This window comes from bacterium (assembly GCA_024742285.1).
GTDB lineage: Bacteria > Myxococcota_A > UBA9160 > UBA9160 > UBA4427 > UBA4427.
Genome location: JANSYR010000004.1, coordinates 195,931 through 212,802 on the forward strand (window position 1 = coordinate 195,931; position 16,872 = coordinate 212,802).

15 protein-coding genes and 1 pseudogene are annotated in these 16,872 nt (G+C 66.3%); 14 read left to right on the plus strand and 2 right to left on the minus strand.

What is annotated here, in order from left to right; genetic code table 11:
• Nucleotides 1-96: 96 nt before the first annotated feature.
• Together gyrB and dnaN are read right to left on the minus strand one after the other, a co-directional pair.
• The gene (gene gyrB, locus NXI30_09720; GenBank protein ID MCR9094484.1) at nucleotides 97-2,553 is read right to left on the minus strand and encodes a DNA topoisomerase (ATP-hydrolyzing) subunit B; all 2,457 of its coding nucleotides are present in this window, start codon (nucleotides 2,551-2,553) and stop codon (nucleotides 97-99) included.
• A 570-nt stretch (nucleotides 2,554-3,123) separates the two neighbouring features.
• Nucleotides 3,124-4,248, minus strand: a complete 1,125-nt coding sequence (dnaN, locus tag NXI30_09725; GenBank protein ID MCR9094485.1) for a DNA polymerase III subunit beta — start codon at nucleotides 4,246-4,248, stop codon at nucleotides 3,124-3,126.
• A gap of 610 nt (nucleotides 4,249-4,858) precedes the next feature.
• On the opposite strand from dnaN, the gene rpmH reads away from it, so the two are divergent.
• The 14 genes and pseudogenes from rpmH to atpG all read left to right on the plus strand — a co-directional run bounded on the left by rpmH (nucleotide 4,859) and on the right by atpG (nucleotide 16,763).
• Nucleotides 4,859-5,008 (plus strand): 50S ribosomal protein L34, encoded by a 150-nt coding sequence (gene rpmH, locus NXI30_09730; GenBank protein ID MCR9094486.1) that lies wholly within the window; start codon nucleotides 4,859-4,861, stop codon nucleotides 5,006-5,008.
• Between the two features lie 13 nt (nucleotides 5,009-5,021).
• Nucleotides 5,022-5,429 (plus strand): ribonuclease P protein component, encoded by a 408-nt coding sequence (gene rnpA / locus NXI30_09735; protein MCR9094487.1) that lies wholly within the window; start codon nucleotides 5,022-5,024, stop codon nucleotides 5,427-5,429.
• Between the two features lie 115 nt (nucleotides 5,430-5,544).
• The gene (gene yidD, locus NXI30_09740) at nucleotides 5,545-5,742 is read left to right on the plus strand and encodes a membrane protein insertion efficiency factor YidD (protein MCR9094488.1); all 198 of its coding nucleotides are present in this window, start codon (nucleotides 5,545-5,547) and stop codon (nucleotides 5,740-5,742) included.
• 36 nt (nucleotides 5,743-5,778) lie between these two features.
• A complete protein-coding gene (gene yidC, locus NXI30_09745) occupies nucleotides 5,779-7,482 on the plus strand; it encodes a membrane protein insertase YidC (protein ID MCR9094489.1) in 1,704 nt (567 codons plus the stop codon).
• Between the two features lie 167 nt (nucleotides 7,483-7,649).
• Nucleotides 7,650-8,573, plus strand: coding sequence for a hypothetical protein (locus NXI30_09750; protein MCR9094490.1), 924 nt, complete (start codon nucleotides 7,650-7,652; stop codon nucleotides 8,571-8,573).
• Between the two features lie 206 nt (nucleotides 8,574-8,779).
• Nucleotides 8,780-9,442 carry a class I SAM-dependent methyltransferase gene (locus NXI30_09755; GenBank protein ID MCR9094491.1) on the plus strand — a complete coding sequence of 221 codons (663 nt, stop codon included), beginning with the start codon at nucleotides 8,780-8,782 and terminating at the stop codon, nucleotides 9,440-9,442.
• A 151-nt stretch (nucleotides 9,443-9,593) separates the two neighbouring features.
• Nucleotides 9,594-10,349, plus strand: a pseudogene (locus NXI30_09760) (AAA family ATPase).
• Nucleotides 10,350-10,556: 207 nt separating this feature from the next.
• Nucleotides 10,557-11,513, plus strand: a complete 957-nt coding sequence (locus tag NXI30_09765) for a ParB/RepB/Spo0J family partition protein (protein MCR9094492.1) — start codon at nucleotides 10,557-10,559, stop codon at nucleotides 11,511-11,513.
• Nucleotides 11,510-11,878: a polymer-forming cytoskeletal protein gene (locus NXI30_09770; GenBank protein MCR9094493.1), complete on the plus strand. Its 369-nt coding sequence runs from the start codon at nucleotides 11,510-11,512 to the stop codon at nucleotides 11,876-11,878. The genes NXI30_09765 and NXI30_09770 overlap by 4 nt, the downstream gene beginning before the upstream one ends.
• A gap of 530 nt (nucleotides 11,879-12,408) precedes the next feature.
• Nucleotides 12,409-13,023, plus strand: a complete 615-nt coding sequence (locus tag NXI30_09775; protein ID MCR9094494.1) for an ATP synthase F0 subunit B — start codon at nucleotides 12,409-12,411, stop codon at nucleotides 13,021-13,023.
• Between the two features lie 41 nt (nucleotides 13,024-13,064).
• Entirely contained in the window at nucleotides 13,065-13,694 is a 630-nt protein-coding gene (atpF, locus tag NXI30_09780) for a F0F1 ATP synthase subunit B (protein ID MCR9094495.1), read from the plus strand.
• Nucleotides 13,694-14,236 carry an ATP synthase F1 subunit delta gene (gene atpH, locus NXI30_09785; protein ID MCR9094496.1) on the plus strand — a complete coding sequence of 181 codons (543 nt, stop codon included), beginning with the start codon at nucleotides 13,694-13,696 and terminating at the stop codon, nucleotides 14,234-14,236. The genes atpF and atpH overlap by 1 nt, the downstream gene beginning before the upstream one ends.
• A gap of 76 nt (nucleotides 14,237-14,312) precedes the next feature.
• Nucleotides 14,313-15,884 (plus strand): F0F1 ATP synthase subunit alpha, encoded by a 1,572-nt coding sequence (gene atpA / locus NXI30_09790; GenBank protein MCR9094497.1) that lies wholly within the window; start codon nucleotides 14,313-14,315, stop codon nucleotides 15,882-15,884.
• A 3-nt stretch (nucleotides 15,885-15,887) separates the two neighbouring features.
• Complete coding sequence (atpG, locus tag NXI30_09795) at nucleotides 15,888-16,763, plus strand: ATP synthase F1 subunit gamma (protein ID MCR9094498.1); 876 nt, start codon at nucleotides 15,888-15,890, stop codon at nucleotides 16,761-16,763.
• Nucleotides 16,764-16,872: the final 109 nt, after the last annotated feature.

A 16,872-nucleotide genomic window follows, 5' to 3' on the forward strand; every position in this document is an offset into this window, starting at 1 on the left:
GGGGCCCCTGGCCTTCGCCGTCGGACGGATCTCTGGGTTCGTCGGACACTGGTGCGGTTTTCCCTGGCCGGCAGCGTGCCGGCTTCTATATCCGTTCTAGACGTCGAGGTTCGCGACGCTGAGCGCGTTGTCCTCGATGAAGCGGCGGCGCGGCTCGACGACGTCCCCCATCAGGGTCGTGAAGACGTCGTCGGCTTCGACGGCGTCTTCCACTCGAATCTGGACGAGGTTGCGGTTCTCCGCACTCATCGTCGTCTCCGCCAGCTGGTCGGGGTTCATCTCGCCGAGGCCCTTGTAGCGCTGGATCGAGAGCCCCTTGTTCGCGATCTCGAGGATGCGCGCGAGCAGGCTCGTGATCAGCGTGAAGTCCTCGGGCGCACGGTCGCCGTGGCGCAGCGTGTAGGGCGCCGGTCCGAGCTCGGCGAGCTCGCCGGTCAAGCGGATCATCTTCTGGAAGTCGCCCGAATCGACGAGCGACCGATCGAGGGCACTCCGAAGCGTCTGGCCGTTTCGGCGGGTCTTGGCGACCAGCTTGAAGCCGCTCCCGTCGAGCTCCGCCTCCGTCGTCCAGGCGAGCTCGTCGACCGTCTCTTCCCCGTCGGCCGGGCGGCCGCGCTCGATCTCCGCCTCGATCAGGGGGACGACTTCGTCGAGCAGGACCCGCTCGTCCTGCACGTCCTCCGCCGTCGGCCGTGCAACGTGGGCGGCCGCATCCACGATCCGCTCGTCGAAGAGTCGGATGTTGAAGTGGTCGAGGCATTTCTGCCGCGCGCTGGCGTTCTTGAGCAGCGTGTTCAGCGAATCGCCCTCGCGCTCATTCCCGTCTCCGCACGCGACGATGGCCCCGTCGAGGGCGAGGCCGAAGAGATAGTCCTCGAGCTCCGGCTCGTCCTTGAGGTAGCGACTCGTCTTCCCGCGCTTGGCCTTGAAGAGCGGCGGCTGAGCGACGTAGAGGTATCCGCGCTCGATCAGCTCCCGCATCTGGCGATAGAAGAACGTCAGCAAGAGCGTACGGATGTGCGAGCCGTCCACGTCCGCGTCGGTCATGATGATGACCTTGTGGTAGCGCGCCTTGTCGGCGTCGAAGTCTTCGCCGATCCCCGTCCCGAGGGCAGCGATGATCGCCTGGATCTCGGCGCTCGCGAGCATGCGATCGATCCGGGCACGCTCGACGTTCAGGATCTTTCCGCGGATCGGCAGGATCGCCTGGGTCTCGCGCGATCGTCCCTGCTTCGCGGTTCCCCCTGCGGAGTCGCCCTCGACGATGAAGATCTCGCACTTCGCGGCATCGCGTTCCTGACAATCGGCGAGCTTCCCCGGCAGACTGAAGTCGGAGAGCGCGCCCTTTCGGCGGGCCAGGTCGCGGGCCTTGCGGGCCGCTTCGCGGGCGCGCGCCGTGTCGACGATCTTCGCGACGATCGGCTTCGCAACGCGCGGATTCTCCTCGAGGAAGCTCGTCAGCTGCTGGTAGACGATCCCTTCGACGACACCGCGGACCTCGCTCGTTCCGAGCTTCGTCTTCGTCTGTCCCTCGAATTCGGGCTGGGGAATCTTGACGGAGATGACGGCGCAGAGTCCTTCGCGGAGATCCTCGCCGGAGACCGACGGAGAATCGTTCTTGCCCTTTCCGCCGCCCTTCGCGTTCGCCGCGATGTAGCGGTTGAGCGTTCGCGTGAGCGCCGTCCGGAAGCCGACGAGATGGGTTCCGCCTTCGACCGTGTTGATGTTGTTCGCGAACGAATAGACCGATTCGTTGTACGAATCGTTGTATTGGAGCGAGATCTCGGCATCGACGGTCACTTCGCGTCCATGGTCGTCGAAGCTGCGCTGGCCGTTCAGATAGATCGGCTCTTCGTGCAGCGGGTTTCGCTTCTCGTTGAGATGCTGCACGAAGGAGTTGATCCCGCCCTCGTAACAGAAGTCGTGATGCTTGTCGTTGCGGGCATCGCGGATGATGATGCGCACACCGGCATTGAGGAAGGCGAGCTCGCGGAGCCGCTTCGACAGGACGTCGAAGGAGAACTCCGTGACCGGGAAGATCTCCGGATCGGGATCGAAGCGGACGGTCGTTCCGGTCTCGTCCGTCTCTCCGATCACCTCGAGTCCACTCGTCGGCGTGCCGCGGGAGAAGGATTGGGTGTGGGTCTTGCCGCCGCGCTTGATCTCGATTTCGAGCTTCGTCGACAGCGCGTTCACGACCGAGATGCCGACCCCGTGCAGACCGCCCGACACCTTGTAGGAGTTCTCGTCGAACTTCCCGCCGGCGTGGAGCGTGGTCAACACGACTTCGCAGGCGGGGCGATTCTCGACGGGATGCATGTCCGTCGGAATGCCGCGACCGTTGTCGACGACGGTCACGCTTCCGTCGTCCTCGATCGTGACGTGGATCTCGCTGCAGTATCCCGCGAGCGCTTCGTCGATCGAGTTGTCGACGATCTCGTAGACCAGGTGATGCAGACCATCGGGGCTCGTCGAGCCGATGTACATCGCGGGTCGCTTGCGAACGGGCTCAAGGCCTTCGAGGACTTCGATCGAACTGGCGTCGTAGCTCACCGCGTTTCTTTCTCTACCTGGCTCTACCTGGCTCTTGGATTCGCCGTGTGCCGGCGAGGACCCGATCGTTCGCGTGCCGTTTCCGTCGCTCTTGGACCGTGAGTGGAACCGTGTCCTTCGGTCGCTCCGAGTGCGCAGCGCGAGCAGGGGAGATCCGTGTTCCGGGTTCACCGACCAGGCGTCGGACCCCTTCGAGAGTCCGTCCGCTCAGCGGGCGCTTCGGACTCCCCGGCTCTCGCGCGACCGACCGACCGACCGAATTTCCGAGTGTGCGACCGAAGCAACGGCAGAGGCTTCGATCCCGCTCGGATCGGCGTCGGCGCCGCGTCCCCAAACGCGTCTCAAACGCGCTGGGAGAGTACCGGAACCCCGAGGGTCGAGCAAAGGCGAGAACCGCCGCGTTTTTCCGACAGGCGGCATTCTCCGGCCCGTGGACCCGGGTTCTCGCCGAGTCGAGGTCTTCCCGAGGGGAAATCACGATCGGGCGGCCTGGAACGGCGTTTCGCAGTCGCCCTCGGATCGCGCGATCAGGGTCCGACCGCGCGCGCCGACCGACGGGGTCGATCCGGATCAGATCCGCATCGGCATCACGACGGCCAGGGTCTTCTCGTCCTCGGGCGGCGTGATGCGGGACGGCGAGAGCTCGTCCTGGAACGAGAACCGGATTTCCTTCGCCTGGATCGCGTTGATCGCATCCATCAGATAGCGGGCGTTGAAACCGATCGTGAGCTCGTCACCGGCGTAGTCGACGTCGAGCTCTTCGCGGGCGTCACCCAGGTCCGGATTGTTCGAGCTGATCACCAGCTGTCCGTCCGAGAGCTCGAGCTTGACCGCGCGACTTCGTTCCGATGAAAGCAGCGCGACCCGACGCACCGCCTGCACCAGTGAATCGGTCGGAAGCACCAGGTGACGAGTGAGATCCTTCGGGATGACCTGGTTGTAGTTCGGGAACTCGCCTTCGATCAGTCGCATCACGAGCGTGACGTCGCCCTTGCGCGCGAGGCCACTGTTGTTCGCGAACGCGAGCTCGATCTCTTCCGCATCGTCTTCGTCGACGAGTCGCTTCAGCTCGCCGAGTCCCTTGCGCGGAATGATCACGCCGCTCGCGAGCGCACTCGCATCGCCATCGATCTCGCGATCGGCACAAGCGAGTCGATGGCCATCCGTCGCGACGAGCCGGATTTCACCGGTCTCGTCCAGGACCTCGAGGTAGACGCCGTTCAGGTTGTACCGGGTCTCGTCGACGGAAGCGGCGTACATCGTCCGCTCGATCATCGCCGAGAGCACACCCGCAGAGACGGGAACCGTCTTCTCCGGGCTGAATTCGGGCAGTGTGGGATATTCCTCGGCGGCCGTGCCGGCAAGGGTGAAGCGGCTGCGATTGCATCGGATCTCGAGATACGAGTTCGCCGTCGCTTCGAGCTCGATCTTCTCGTCCGACAGCTCACGCACGATCTCGAAGAGCTTCTTCGCGGAAACGGTCAGACCACCGGCTTCGCTTACGTTCGCCGCATGCTGACTGCGGACGCCGACTTCGAGATCGGTCGCCGCGAGTTGGAGCAGTGCGTCTTCCCCGGTCGTCGGTGCCTCGATCAGCGTGTTCGCCAGGATGGGCATCGAGTTGCGCTTCTCGACGATCGATTGGATGCGTCCGAGACCGCGCAGGAATTCGGATTTTGTGATCGAGAGTTTCATCCGCTCTCTCTTCTGCAGGAAGAAATTTGAATAACAGTAGTCGTAGAGAGTGACAGTCGATCGGACAAAACACGTCCAACCCGGTACGAGGAAAGAGCTTCCCGGGTCGTCCGCACACTGTCGGGGGGAGGTCGATCGACAGGGCGAGGAGGGGGTGACGTCACGACTCTGCTTCTGTCGGCAGGGTAACACGCGGTCGGCGTTCCAAGCGCCCCGTCGTTGCGATTCCACGTCGGTCAGCCAGGACTTGCGGCGGGTCCGATGGATGGGAATTCCGCTGGCAGAACCCTTGTTTACTGCATTGACAGGGCCAGCGGCGCGTCGGTAAGATCCCGCGCTTCCCCGGTCGACCCCCGTTTCGATCCGCGTCGGGCGTCCGTCCGATGAAGTCGGGTCGTGGGTCTCCGGTCGATTCGAGCCCTGATTCGCCCGATTCGGCTGATCGGGGACCTGACCCTACGATTCCCCGCGTGTTCGAGGCCTTCCGTTCCTTCCGTCCGGCGACTGCCGGTGGAGGGGGCGTCTTCGACTCGAAGCGCACCGCGACCCGAGTTGCGGCGACCCGGAAATCCGACCGGCGCCGCCAGAAGAGAAGTGAGGATCCGCCCCGATGAAGCGGACATTTCAGCCCAGTCGAATCAAGCGCCTCCGCAAGCACGGTTTCCGTGAGCGGATGAAGACCAAGTCCGGCCGCGCGATCCTGAAGCGCCGCCGGGCGAAAGGTCGTAAGCGCCTCGCCGCGACCGTCGCCTCCAAGTAGCGGACTCTCCGTCGTGTCGCCCGACGGGACGACCGGCCCCTTCCGGCGGTCGGATCGCCTGCTCGATTCCAGGGATTTCCGTCGCGTTCTGCGCCGCGGGCGGCGACGTGCGTCCCGCGACCTGGTCGTCGTCACCGCGGATCCTTGGAGAAAACCCAACGATTCCGAAGACTTGGGTTCTGGAAGCCGGCTCGGGATCACGATCTCCCGCAAGGTGGGGAACGCCGTGGTCCGGAACCGCTTCAAGCGGCGGGTGCGAGAGTGGTTTCGCGCCCACCGGGACGAGCTCGGTGCGGACCTCGATCTCGTCGTGATCGCGCGCCGACCCGCAGGTCGGATGGGCCTCGGGGAGCTCGACGGACGACTTCGCGATCTGCTCGGGCTGGGCGAACGCCCCGCGACGGAGGCCTCTCGTGGTTGATCCCCGCGGGATGATGCTTCCTCGATCCGGCGAGTCCAGCGCGTACGTGGCGTCGGCAGCGTGCTGTTCCAGGCACACGCGCGCGGACGCCGAGGTTCCGGATCCGCCGGCCTGGGTGCGATTCCTGTTTCTTCTCTATCGCGGCGGACTCCGCCCGATCCTCGGAACGGGCTGTCGCTTCGAGCCGAGCTGCTCGCAGTTCACCGAGGAATCGATCGCGCGCTACGGCGTGCTCCGCGGGAGCCTCCTCGGCGCTCGACGCCTGCTCCGCTGCCACCCCTTCCACCCCGGCGGCTACGACCCCGTTCCCTGAAGTGCCGCGCCTCGGGCGCGAAGAGGTCTTCCAAGCTTGGACCGCAACACCGCATTCGCGTTCGCGCTCTCGATGCTCGTCTTCGCGGGGTACACGATGTACCAGACGGAGCGGCGCGCGGAGTACGCGCTCGAGCAGGAGGCGCTGCAGGCTCAGGAAGCGGCTGCGGTCGCCGAAGCCGGCACGACTCCGGCCGAAGCAGCCGAAGGAACGACGGGCGCGATCGCGGCGCCGACGGATCCGGCTGTGGCGCCGTCGCCGGCTTCGCCCTCTCCGACGCCGCCCGTCGCTCGCGCGATTCCCGTCCGGACGTCGATCCTTCGAAACGAGAACGTGATCGCGAAGATTTCGAACGGCCCTGCGCTGATCGAGAGCTGGGTCCTGCTCGACTTCTTCGAACGTCTCCCGGGCGGAGACGAGCCGATCGAGCTCTTGAGCGAGGGCGTACCGGTCTTCACGACGGACGTGGCGGGACTGTCCGGGGCGGACTTCCAGCACGCTCGGTTCGAAGTCGTGAGCGAATCGGACCGCGAGGTGGTCCAGCGCGCGACGAACGCGGCCGGTGTGCTCACGCGGACGATCCGGCTCGACACCGATGGCTATGGATTCGAGCTCGACCTCGCCTTCGAGAGTCGACGCAGCGATCCGGTGGATGCACGTTTTCAGGTCGCGATTCCGGCGCGCGTTTCGACCCGCCCGGATTTCCGGGAACAGTCCGTACTGGCGCACACGCGGGAAGACGAAGTCGAGCGTCACTTCGTTCAGGGGTTCGGTTCTTCGGGGTTCCTGGGCTTCGGCGGGACCGGGCTCGTCGAGCCGGTCGAGGCCTCCGCTGGCTGGGCGGGCTTCGACGTGCAGTTCTTCACGGGGCTCGTCATCGACGCCAGCGGACGCGAGCGCTTCGATGTCCAGTTCGAGGCGGTCGACGCGGGCGAGAGCGCGCGAGCCGTAGCGACGCTTCCGGCGCTCTCGGTGGGTACGGGAGGCAGCGCGCGCGAGCGGCTTCGCGGCTTCCTGGGGCCGAAGACCGAAGCGGCACTCGCCCGGGAGAACGCCGATCTCCAGGCTTCGATCGATCGCGGCTGGAGCTGGCTCGAGCCGCTGACGCGTTTCTTCGAGCTCGCTCTCGACTGGCTCTACAAGATCATTCCGAACTACGGCTGGGCGATCATCGTCCTGACGATCCTCGTTCGTCTGGTGACCGCGCCGCTCATGGTTCGCCAGATGCGCAGCGCCGAGCGGATGCGCGAAGTGCAGCCGAAGTTGAAGGCGCTGCAGGAGCGCTACGCAGACGATCGCCAGAAGCAGTCGGAAGAGATGATGAAGCTCTACCGGGAGGAGAACATCAATCCGCTCGGAGGTTGTCTGCCTCTCATGCTGCAGATGCCGGTGCTGATCGGACTCTTCTACGCGCTTCGGACGTCGATCGGGTTGCGGCACGCGCCGTGGATTCTCTGGTTCGACGATCTCTCGCAGCCGGCGACGATGTTCGAGGTCTTCGGCTTTCCGTTTCGACTACTGCCTCTGATCATGGCGGGCAGCATGTATCTCCAACAGAAGATGATGCCGCAGACCGGGATGGATCCGGTCCAGGCGCGCATGATGCTGATCATGATGCCCGGCATGATGCTGCTCTTCTCGTACACCTTTCCTTCGGGCCTCGTGCTCTACTGGACGGTCAGCAATCTGCTCGGGATCGTCCACCAGTACTGGGTCCGCAATCACTTGCAGAAGGCCTGATTCGAACAGGTCTGAGTTTCGGAGGCATTGTTCAAGCCTGTGCGCCCTCACTGCGGGCGCCGAATGGACGACGACTAACATCGCCGGAAGCCCCTTCGTTCGGTTCCGGCCCACCCGCCCGCGTGCCCTTTCATCCTTGTGGGCGGGCCTGAGAAAGAGAGACCGACATGTACGATCAGCGCCAGGAACCCAACGAGTTCGTTGCCGACAGCGTCGACGAGGCGACCGGTCAGGCGGCCGAGTTCTTCGGGGTCGACGCCAGTGAATTGAAGGTGGTCGTCGCGGCCGACGGAGAGATCTTCGGTGCGGGTGGCCGCACCGTCGTCGTCGCGGTGCCGAAGGAAGTTGCGGCGCGGGGACCGCGGCCGAGCAGCGGCGGGGACCGCGATCGCGACCGGGACGGAGATCGCGGCCGAGGCCGTGGGCGTGGCCGCGATCGGGATCGAGATCGGGATCGCGATGACCGTGGAGATCGCGGCGGGCGTGGCCGAGGTCGGCGCGAGCGGGGAGATCGCGGCGGGCGTGGGGACGACCGTGAAGCCCCGCGGGAGAAACTCGACCGCGAACCGCTCCAGGCGGTGGCGGATTCCAAGGGCACCCCCAAGGGGGAACTCGGCCCGATCGGTGAGTTCCTGCTCGGTGCGGTCGAGCGCATGAAGATCGGAAGCTTCGAGATCTCGGAATCGAGCGAAGGCGACTTCCTGATCTACCAGCTGAGTGGCCCGGCCGCGGACGCGCTGCAGAGCGGCGACGGTCGAGCGACCGACGCGCTCCAGCTCGTGGCCAACCAGGTCTCGATGCGTCAGAGCGAAGACTCGCCGCGGATCGTGGTCGATGTCGAAGGGGGCGGCGACGAGCGTGAACAGACGCTCGGCCGCCTGGCGGACCGGGCGGTGAAGCGAGCCAAGGAGACGGGTCGGTCGATCGCGCTGGATCCGATGAATGGTCGGGATCGCCGAACGATCCACATCAAGATTCGCGAGATCGACGACGTCGCGACGATGAGCATCGGCGAGGGCCGGTATCGTCAGGTCCTGGTGGTGCCGGAAGGTGCGCCGGAATACGACGAGGCGGTCTCCGAGTCGTCCTAGACGCCTGGGGGTGCGTGCAGACACTCTTCGGAGCGATCTCCGGTAGAGGGTTCCACGGGGAACGTTTTTCCGGTCCGACCGGAGTGTTCCACGGGGAACGTCGCGCGAAATCCCCCGAACGTTCCCCGTGGAACGCTCGGGTCGGTGGAAGCCGACCGGGCCGTTCCATTCGGGTTGAAACGTTCCCCGTGGAACGGAGTCCGGAAATGCAAGACGGCGACGCTCGAGAAGAATCCGAGGTCGCCGTCTTTGCCATTCTGGAGCAAGGCTTCGACTCCCTCCCGATCTCGCCGGCGCTGGAACAGCTGAACCAGCTCGTTGCCCTCGTCCTCCTGCTCGAGGCCTGGGCCGGCAAGATCAACCTTACGGGCCATCGCGACGCCGCCGCCATGACGCGCGGCCTGGTTCTCGACGCTGCTGCACTGGCGGCTGCACTCCCGGAGCTCGCGGACGCCCGCACCGCCGCAGACCTCGGAACCGGCGCGGGCTTTCCGGGGATACCCCTCGCCATCCTTTTCCCGGCGACCGAGTTCTTCCTCGTCGACTCACGGAAGAAGCGGAATCATTTCCAGCGCGAGGTGCGCCGCCGGCTCAGCCTTGGAAATGTCCGCCCGATGCTGGGGCGCTCCGATCGGATCGAACAGCGCCCCTGTGACCTGGTGCTGGCCCAGGCCATGGCCCAGCCTGCGGAAGCCCTCGTGCTGATGTCGCAGTGGGCAGGTCGATCGGGGCTCCTGGCACTCCCCGGATCCGAAGCCTCCGTGCCTCCCGATGTACCGGCAGGCTATCGAGAGGCGGAGCTCCGCCGATACCGCGTCCCGGAATCCGGGACCGAGCGCCGGCTCTGGGTCGTCACGAAAGACCTCTAGTCGGACCTCGGGCCTTTCCCTCTCGCATTCACACCCGGCTGTGTTACCAACCCGCGACGGCCACCCGTCCGTCTCCGTGGGGCCGTCGAGCGCCGTGCTTCGGGGGAGCGGTGCGGGAGACTCTCGCCCTCCGTGTCGATCGAGTCCGCACATGACCGCGAGCCCGTACGTCATTGCCGTCGTCAACCAGAAGGGTGGCGTCGGAAAGACCACCTCCGCCGTGAACCTCGGGGCCTGCCTTGCGGCCTCTGAACGTCCCGTGCTCCTCATCGACATGGATCCCCAGGCGAACGCCAGCAGCGCTTACGGAATCGTCAACGCCGAGCGCCAGGTGTACGACGCTCTGATCGATGAAGTCCCGCTCAAGTCTTGCGCCTATGAGACGGAGCTCGAGACCTTGCACGTCGTTCCGGCGGGGCGCGATCTCGTCGGCGCAGAGATCGAACTCGTCGCCAAGGAATCCCGCGAGTTCCAGCTCGATCGCGCGATCAAGGCGCTCGGCGACGCCTACGAGATCGTGCTGATCGATTGTCCGCCTTCGCTCGGACTCCTGACGCTGAACGCGCTCTCCGCAGCCGACGCGGTCCTCATCCCGCTTCAGTGCGAGTACTACGCGCTCGAGGGACTCGCGAACCTGACCGAGACGGTCGAGATCGTTCGACAGCAGCTGAATCCCCGGCTCGGCATCCAGGGAATCGTCCTGACCATGGCCGACCAGCGAAACAACCTCGCCCGACAGGTCGAAGCGGAAGTCCGAAGCCATTTCGGGGACAAGGTCTATCGCACCCGAATCCCCCGCAACGTTCGGCTCTCCGAAGCCCCGAGCCACGGACAGCCGATCCTGCTCTACGACATCCACTCGAAGGGTGCGGTCGCCTATCAGAAGCTCGCGGAGGAGCTGCTCGCACAGCTCGCGATCACCGAAGCGCCGCGCCGACCTCCGGCGCTGCCGGTCGTGAAGCACGCAGACGGAGCGGAGGACACCTCGCCCCTCTCCGCTGCGCCGACCAGGACGTCGAGCGCAGCCGCTCCGACTTCGTCCCCGCCCACGACGGCGAGCCGATGATGATCCCCCTCCCTCGAGCCAGCGCCTGGAGCGCTCGGGAGTCCTGACATGAGCCAGAAGAGAAGCGCCCTCGGACGTGGCCTCGGAGCCCTGATCTCGAGTCCGCCGCAGACGGCGGAAGTGCCGGCGCCGCCGCAACCCGTCCCGACACAAGATGGTGTCGACACAGTATTGAGTACGACGCCGGCGAGTTCGGCTGTCTCGAGCCCCCAGGAGCTCGAAATCGCACTTGTCGACCCGAACCCCGAGCAGCCGAGGCGGGAATTCGATCCCGCCGCCCTCCAGCAGCTCGCGGAGTCGATCGGGCAGCACGGGGTCCTCCAGCCGGTCGTCGTTCGCCGCGCCGGCGAACGCTACGAGCTGATCATGGGCGAGCGGCGCTTCCGCGCGAGTCAGCTCGCGGGTCGCACACGGATCCCCGCCGTGATCGTCGACGTCGATCCCGCCGAGCGACTCGAGCTCGCGATCGTGGAGAACGTCCAGCGCCAGGACCTGAATCCGATCGAGCTCGCCCATGCGTACCAGGCCCTCGCCGATGCCGGGCACACCCAGGACGACATCGGGCGGAAGGTCTCGATGGACCGATCCTCGGTCTCGAACCACATCCGGCTCCTGGACCTGAGTCGCGGCATCCAGACCGACGTCGAGAACGGCCGCCTCAGCATGGGACACGCCAAGGCACTGCTGCAGGTCTCGGACGTCGAGGCCCGGGAGGGCCTGCGCACGCGGATCCTCTCCGAATCGCTCTCCGTTCGCGCATCCGAACGAGCCGCGCGAGACATGAACGGAGGAGGGCGCAGGACCCCGCCGACCCGCGAGCCGAAGACGGCGGCACCGACGCTCGATCCCGACACCCGTGCGTACGTCGAGCGAATCGAACGCCACCTCCAGACCCGGGTCACGCTCCATCCGAACGCCTCGGGCGGCGGCCGCCTCGAGATCAACTACTTCAACCTCGAAGACCTCGAACGTCTGGGCGGGATGCTGCTCGGAGAATCCGAATGAGCGACGAGGCGAGCGCGCGGCGCCCTGAATCCGCCGCGACGAATCATGCGGGGGGCCCGCCGCTGGTTCCGGAAGAGGGCCTCTTCGAGGGGCAGATCGCCGTCGTCGGGACCACGCGGATCGCGGGTGCCGTGATCGGGACGCTTCGCGGCCCGGGCACCCTCGAGCTCGATCCCACGGCCACGATCGAGGGGCCGGTCGATTGCGAGGCGCTCGAGAGCGCCGGCCGGATCGTGGGGACCGTTCAGGTCCGCCATCGGGCGCACCTCGGAGCCGGGGCACACCTCGAGGGCGATCTCGTCGCCCCGGTCGTCGAGGTCGACGACGAGGCCGTCTGGAACGGAACGGCCCGAATCGGGGGCTGACCTGGCCCTCGGCCGGGTCCGTCCGCGACGCCCGTGAGCGCTCGAACCGGATCCGATCCCGACGCGCGCGCCGCGATCCCAAGACCCCGATCCGTGGGCGATTTCAGGCCCTTTCCCCGGTTGATTCGGGCCCCCGGCGGTGCAAGAATCCCGGCGGCCTGCGACCCGCCCACCGACCCGGTGCCGCGAGTCGGGAATTCCGGCCCGATCAGTCAACAAATCGTTGCGTCTCGCGCGTACTCGGTGCGAGCGCCCCGTGTTTCGTGGTACCCACCCCACCAGCACCCGGGCGCCCTGCCGGTGCACCGCGAGAACTTCGAGCCAACCTCCGCGAGCGACCGACCGCCCCGCGCGAACTCGACCCTCGCAGTCGCGAACGCAAGCCCGCCGCGACCCTCGACCGCGACCGACCGGATCGAAGACCGAATCAGAACAGACGGAACGATGTCCGCGCTGCTCGCTCACGCGACGCACGAGCGCAGACAGAAGCTCCGACCCAGCTTCCACACGACTCAACGGGAACGCGAAACGTGAAGAGCCTTCCTTCTCTACTCCATCGCGGCATCGATCGACGAGCGACACAGCATCGTGTCACCGCCCTCGTCGCGAGCGCGCTCGCCCTCGCGCTCGCCGCACCGGCCTTCGCAGCCGACCAGCTCGTCCTGATCCCCGACTTCGAGCTCCTCGGCGCGTTCGACGGTCTCTTCGGATACGAGTCCGGCGGTCGCCTCGGCATGCTGTGGGTCATGTTGATCGGCTTCATCGTCCTGATCTACCCGCTCAACTCGCTCATGTTCCAGCCGATCTTCCGCGCCCTCGACGAACGCGCCGAGCGCATCCAGGGCGCACGCGATCGTTCGACGCAGCTCCAGTCCGAGGCGGACGACGTTCTCGATCGCTACGAGACGGCGATTCGCGAGGCCCGCAGCCAGTCGGAATCCGAACGACAGACGGCGCTCGCCAGCGCACGCGACGAGCAGGCCGAGCTGACGACCCAGGCACGCGGCGACGCCGAGCAGGAGCTCGAGCGCGCCCGCGGCGAACTCAACCGATCCCTCGACGAAGCGCGCGCGACCCTTCGCGCCAGCGCTGACGATCTCGCCACGGCGGCCGCGGAACAGATCCTCGGTCGGTCGCTGTCGTGAGCAGCAGCCGCGAACGCGAGGCGACGACTGCGATGAACTCCATGACCGACAAAGTCCGCTTTCGCGGAGACCACTTCCGCGGACTGCTCCTCTTCCTGGCCTGTCTGACGCTCTCGGGTGTCGCGCAGGCGGCCGGCGGCGGAGACGCCGATCACGACCCGGTGAAGGAGGCGGTCTTCCAGGGGGTCAATCTCCTGATCCTCCTCGGGCTGATCGCCTACTTCGGTCGTGGTCCGATCTCCGCGTTCTTCAAGAGCCGACGGGAAGGAATCCAGACGGACCTGTCGGAAGCCGCCGCCCTCCTGAGCGCCGCCGAACAGCGGAACGCCGAGCTCCAGCGGCGGCTGGTCGACCTCTCGAGCGAGGTCGAGGAGATCCGGGAGGCCGCTTCGCGCCGCGCCGAAGAAGAGTCGGAGCGGATCCTCGCCGACGCGCGTGCGGCGGCGGATCGCATCCGGTCCGATGCCCGCGCGGCGGTCGACCAGGAGCTGCGCCGCGCCCAGACCGAGCTGCGTGAAGAGGCCGCGGAGCTCGCGCTCGAGATTGCGGCGAAGAAGCTCACGGACACGGTGAGCGAAGGTGACCGCGAGCGCCTGATGGACGAATTCATCACGCGCGTCGAGCCGGGCAGCGCCTCCGGCACATCCAATGCTTCCGAAGGAGCCAACTGATGAAGGGTGGAGCCGCCCATCGCTACGCGAAGGCCCTCTTCGGTCTCGCCCAGGACGAGCATCGCCACCGTGAGGTTCGGGCCGAGATCGAGAATCTCGCCTCCGTCTTCGAGGGCAACCGCGACGCGAGTGCCGCGCTGCTGACGCCGATGCACCCGGCGGACGAGCGGAAGGCGGCGCTCCGCGCGATCGGCGACAGCACCGGTCTGAGCCCGCTCGTCCAGAACTTCGTCGCCTTCCTGATCGACCAGCGACGCCTGATCAATTTCGCCGCGATCGTCGAAGCCTACGGCGAGCTGGCGGATGCCGCCGAGGGCATGGTGACCGCGGAGATCGTGTCCGCGAGCCCCCTCGACGATCGTCGCAAGGATCGTCTGCGCCGCGCGCTCTCCGAGCGCACCGGTCAGGAGGTTCGCCTCGAGATCAAGGTCGATCCGTCGCTGATCGGCGGCGCGATCGCCAAGGTCGGGGACCTCGTCTTCGACGGAAGCATCCGCACCCAGCTCGGACAGCTTCGCAACACGCTCACGAAGTCGGCCTGAACGACTTCCTCAAGTACACCTCTTGTTCCGCATCCGAACGGAGCACGGACGAAACCCCAAGAAGGGATCCTGAAAGATGGACATCAAGCCCGGAGAGATCACAGACATCCTCAAGCGGGAGATCAAGGACTACGATCGCGAGATCGACGTCGCAGAGACCGGCACGGTCCTGAACGCCGGTGACGGCATCGCCCGCGTCTACGGCCTCGACAACGCCCTCGCCGGCGAGCTCGTCGAGTTCGACGGCGGCCTGCGCGGCATGGTCCTCAACCTCGAAGAGGACAACGTCGGTGTCGCGATCATGGGCTCCGGCCGCGGTGTGAAGGAAGGCGACCTCGTTCGCCGGACAGGACGAATCATCGAGGTTCCCGTCGGGGAGGCGCTCCTCGGTCGCGTGGTCGACGCCCTCGGCGTCCCGATCGACGGCCAGGGCCCGATCGAGGCCGAGGCGACCCGCCAGGTCGAGCTCAAGGCCCCGGGCATCGTCGCGCGGAAGTCGGTGGACGAGTCGATGGCGACGGGCATCAAGGCCGTCGACGCGATGGTCCCGATCGGCCGTGGACAGCGCGAGCTCATCATCGGCGACCGCCAGACCGGCAAGACGGCGATCGCGATCGATACGATCATCAACCAGAAGGGCAAGGACGTGATCTGCGTCTACGTCGCGACCGGCCAGAAGCAGTCGACCGTGGCGCAGGTGACCGACAAGCTGAAGCAGCACGGCGCGATGGACTACACGATCGTCGTCGCGGCGACGGCGTCGGATCCGGCCCCGCTCCAGTACATCTCGCCCTACACGGGCGTGACGATGGCCGAGCACTTCGGTCACAACGGCAAGCACGTGCTGATCGTCTACGATGATCTCTCGAAGCAGGCCGTGGCCTACCGCCAGCTCTCGCTCCTCCTTCGCCGGCCGCCGGGCCGCGAGGCGTACCCGGGCGACGTCTTCTACGTCCACTCGCGGCTCCTCGAGCGCGCCTGCAAGCTCTCCGACGAGCTCGGCGGCGGCTCGATCACGGCGCTGCCGATCATCGAGACCCAGGGCGGCGACGTCTCGGCGTACATCCCGACGAACGTCATCTCCATCACGGACGGCCAGATCTTCCTCGAGACCGACCTCTTCAACTCGGGCATCCGCCCCGCGATCAACGTGGGTCTGTCGGTGTCGCGGGTGGGCGGTGCCGCTCAGGAGAAGGCGACCAAGTCGGTGGCCGGCCAGCTCAAGCTGAACCTCGCGCAGTACCGCGAGATGGCGGCCTTCGCGCAGTTCGGCTCGGACCTCGACGCCGCGACCCAGGAGCAGCTCGCCAACGGTGAGCGCCAGACGGAGATCCTCAAGCAGGGTCAGTACTCGCCGCTGCAGATGGAAGAGCAGGTCGTCTCGATCTACGCCTCGACCCCGCAGCCCGAGAACAACCGCCCGTCCTGGATCCGTCACCTCGAGCTCGGTGACATCCTGCGCTACGAGCGCGAGATGCTCGATTGGATGCGCTCGAACAAGAGCGACATCCTCGGCGAGATCAAGAGCAGCGGAAAGTTCGAGGATGCGACCGAGCAGAAGCTGATCGAGGCCCTCGACGAGTTCGCGAAGATCTTCGCGCCGACCCAGGCCAAGGGTTCGACCAACGCCGCCGGAGAGGCGGCCTAGCAAGTGGCGAACCTACGCGACATCAAGCGACGCATCGTGAGCGTCCAGTCGACGCAGAAGATCACGTCCGCCATGAAGATGGTGGCCGCGGCGAAGCTGCGTCGCGCGCAGGAGTCGATCGAGAACGCGAGGCCCTACGCCCAGCGCATGCGATCGACCCTCGAAGAAGTCTCGAAGGGCTCCCTCGAAGAGGGGCACCCGCTCCTCGACGTGCACGAAGAGCGCAAGAGCCTCGAGCTGGTCGTGATCACCTCCGACCGCGGCCTCGCGGGTGCGTTCAACTCGGCGGTGCTCAAGGAAGCCGAAGCGGTCCTCGCGGAGCGCGCCGGCGAATTCGAGACGGTCGGCCTCACGCTCATGGGCAAGAAGGCGGGCGAGTATTTCGTGCGCCGGCGACCCACGCAGATCAATCACAACGCCCCGATCGAGGGCGACGTCGAATACCAGCAGGCGGCGGACGTCGCGCGTGAGCTCGCGCGGCGATACGAAGCCGGCGATCTCGACGAGGTGATCGTGATCTTCAGCGAATTCGTCTCGACGATGACGCAGAAGCCGGTCCGCTCGCAGTTGCTGCCCTTCACGCCGCCCGAAGTGGAAGAGGGTGACGAGAGCGAAGACGCGGGCGGCTACGAGATCGAGCCCGATCCCGAGGCGCTGCTCAAGGCGCTCGTGCCGAAGGCGGTCGAGATCGAGGTGTTCCGGGCGCTGCTCGAGAACCAGGCCGGCGAGCACGCCGCGCGGATGACGGCGATGGAAGCCGCGACGAAGAACACGGAAGAGCTGATCGAAAAGCTCACCCTCGAATACAACCGCGCGCGTCAGGCGGCCATCACGGGCGAGCTCGTGGAGATCGTCACCGGCGCCCAGGCGTTGGAATAGTCGAGGCCTTCGGCTTCGCCGATTCCGATGTGCGCTTCACGCGCATGACAACACTCTACTTTCGCGGCCTTCGGCCGCGAGGACAGGACGAACCGCACAGCTGAGAGTG

Excerpts from the sequence above, each read along its gene's own strand:
- NXI30_09755 (MCR9094491.1), top strand. The coding sequence starts at position 8,780 with ATGCAAGACGGCGACGCTCGAGAAGAATCCGAGGTCGCCGTCTTTGCC.
- dnaN (MCR9094485.1), bottom strand. The coding sequence starts at position 4,248 with ATGAAACTCTCGATCACAAAATCCGAATTCCTGCGCGGTCTCGGACGC.
- NXI30_09765 (MCR9094492.1), top strand. The coding sequence starts at position 10,557 with ATGAGCCAGAAGAGAAGCGCCCTCGGACGTGGCCTCGGAGCCCTGATC.
- atpF (MCR9094495.1), top strand. The coding sequence starts at position 13,065 with ATGACCGACAAAGTCCGCTTTCGCGGAGACCACTTCCGCGGACTGCTC.
- NXI30_09770 (MCR9094493.1), top strand. The coding sequence starts at position 11,510 with ATGAGCGACGAGGCGAGCGCGCGGCGCCCTGAATCCGCCGCGACGAAT.
- atpH (MCR9094496.1), top strand. The coding sequence starts at position 13,694 with ATGAAGGGTGGAGCCGCCCATCGCTACGCGAAGGCCCTCTTCGGTCTC.
- rpmH (MCR9094486.1), top strand. The coding sequence starts at position 4,859 with ATGAAGCGGACATTTCAGCCCAGTCGAATCAAGCGCCTCCGCAAGCAC.
- NXI30_09750 (MCR9094490.1), top strand. The coding sequence starts at position 7,650 with ATGTACGATCAGCGCCAGGAACCCAACGAGTTCGTTGCCGACAGCGTC.
- atpA (MCR9094497.1), top strand. The coding sequence starts at position 14,313 with ATGGACATCAAGCCCGGAGAGATCACAGACATCCTCAAGCGGGAGATC.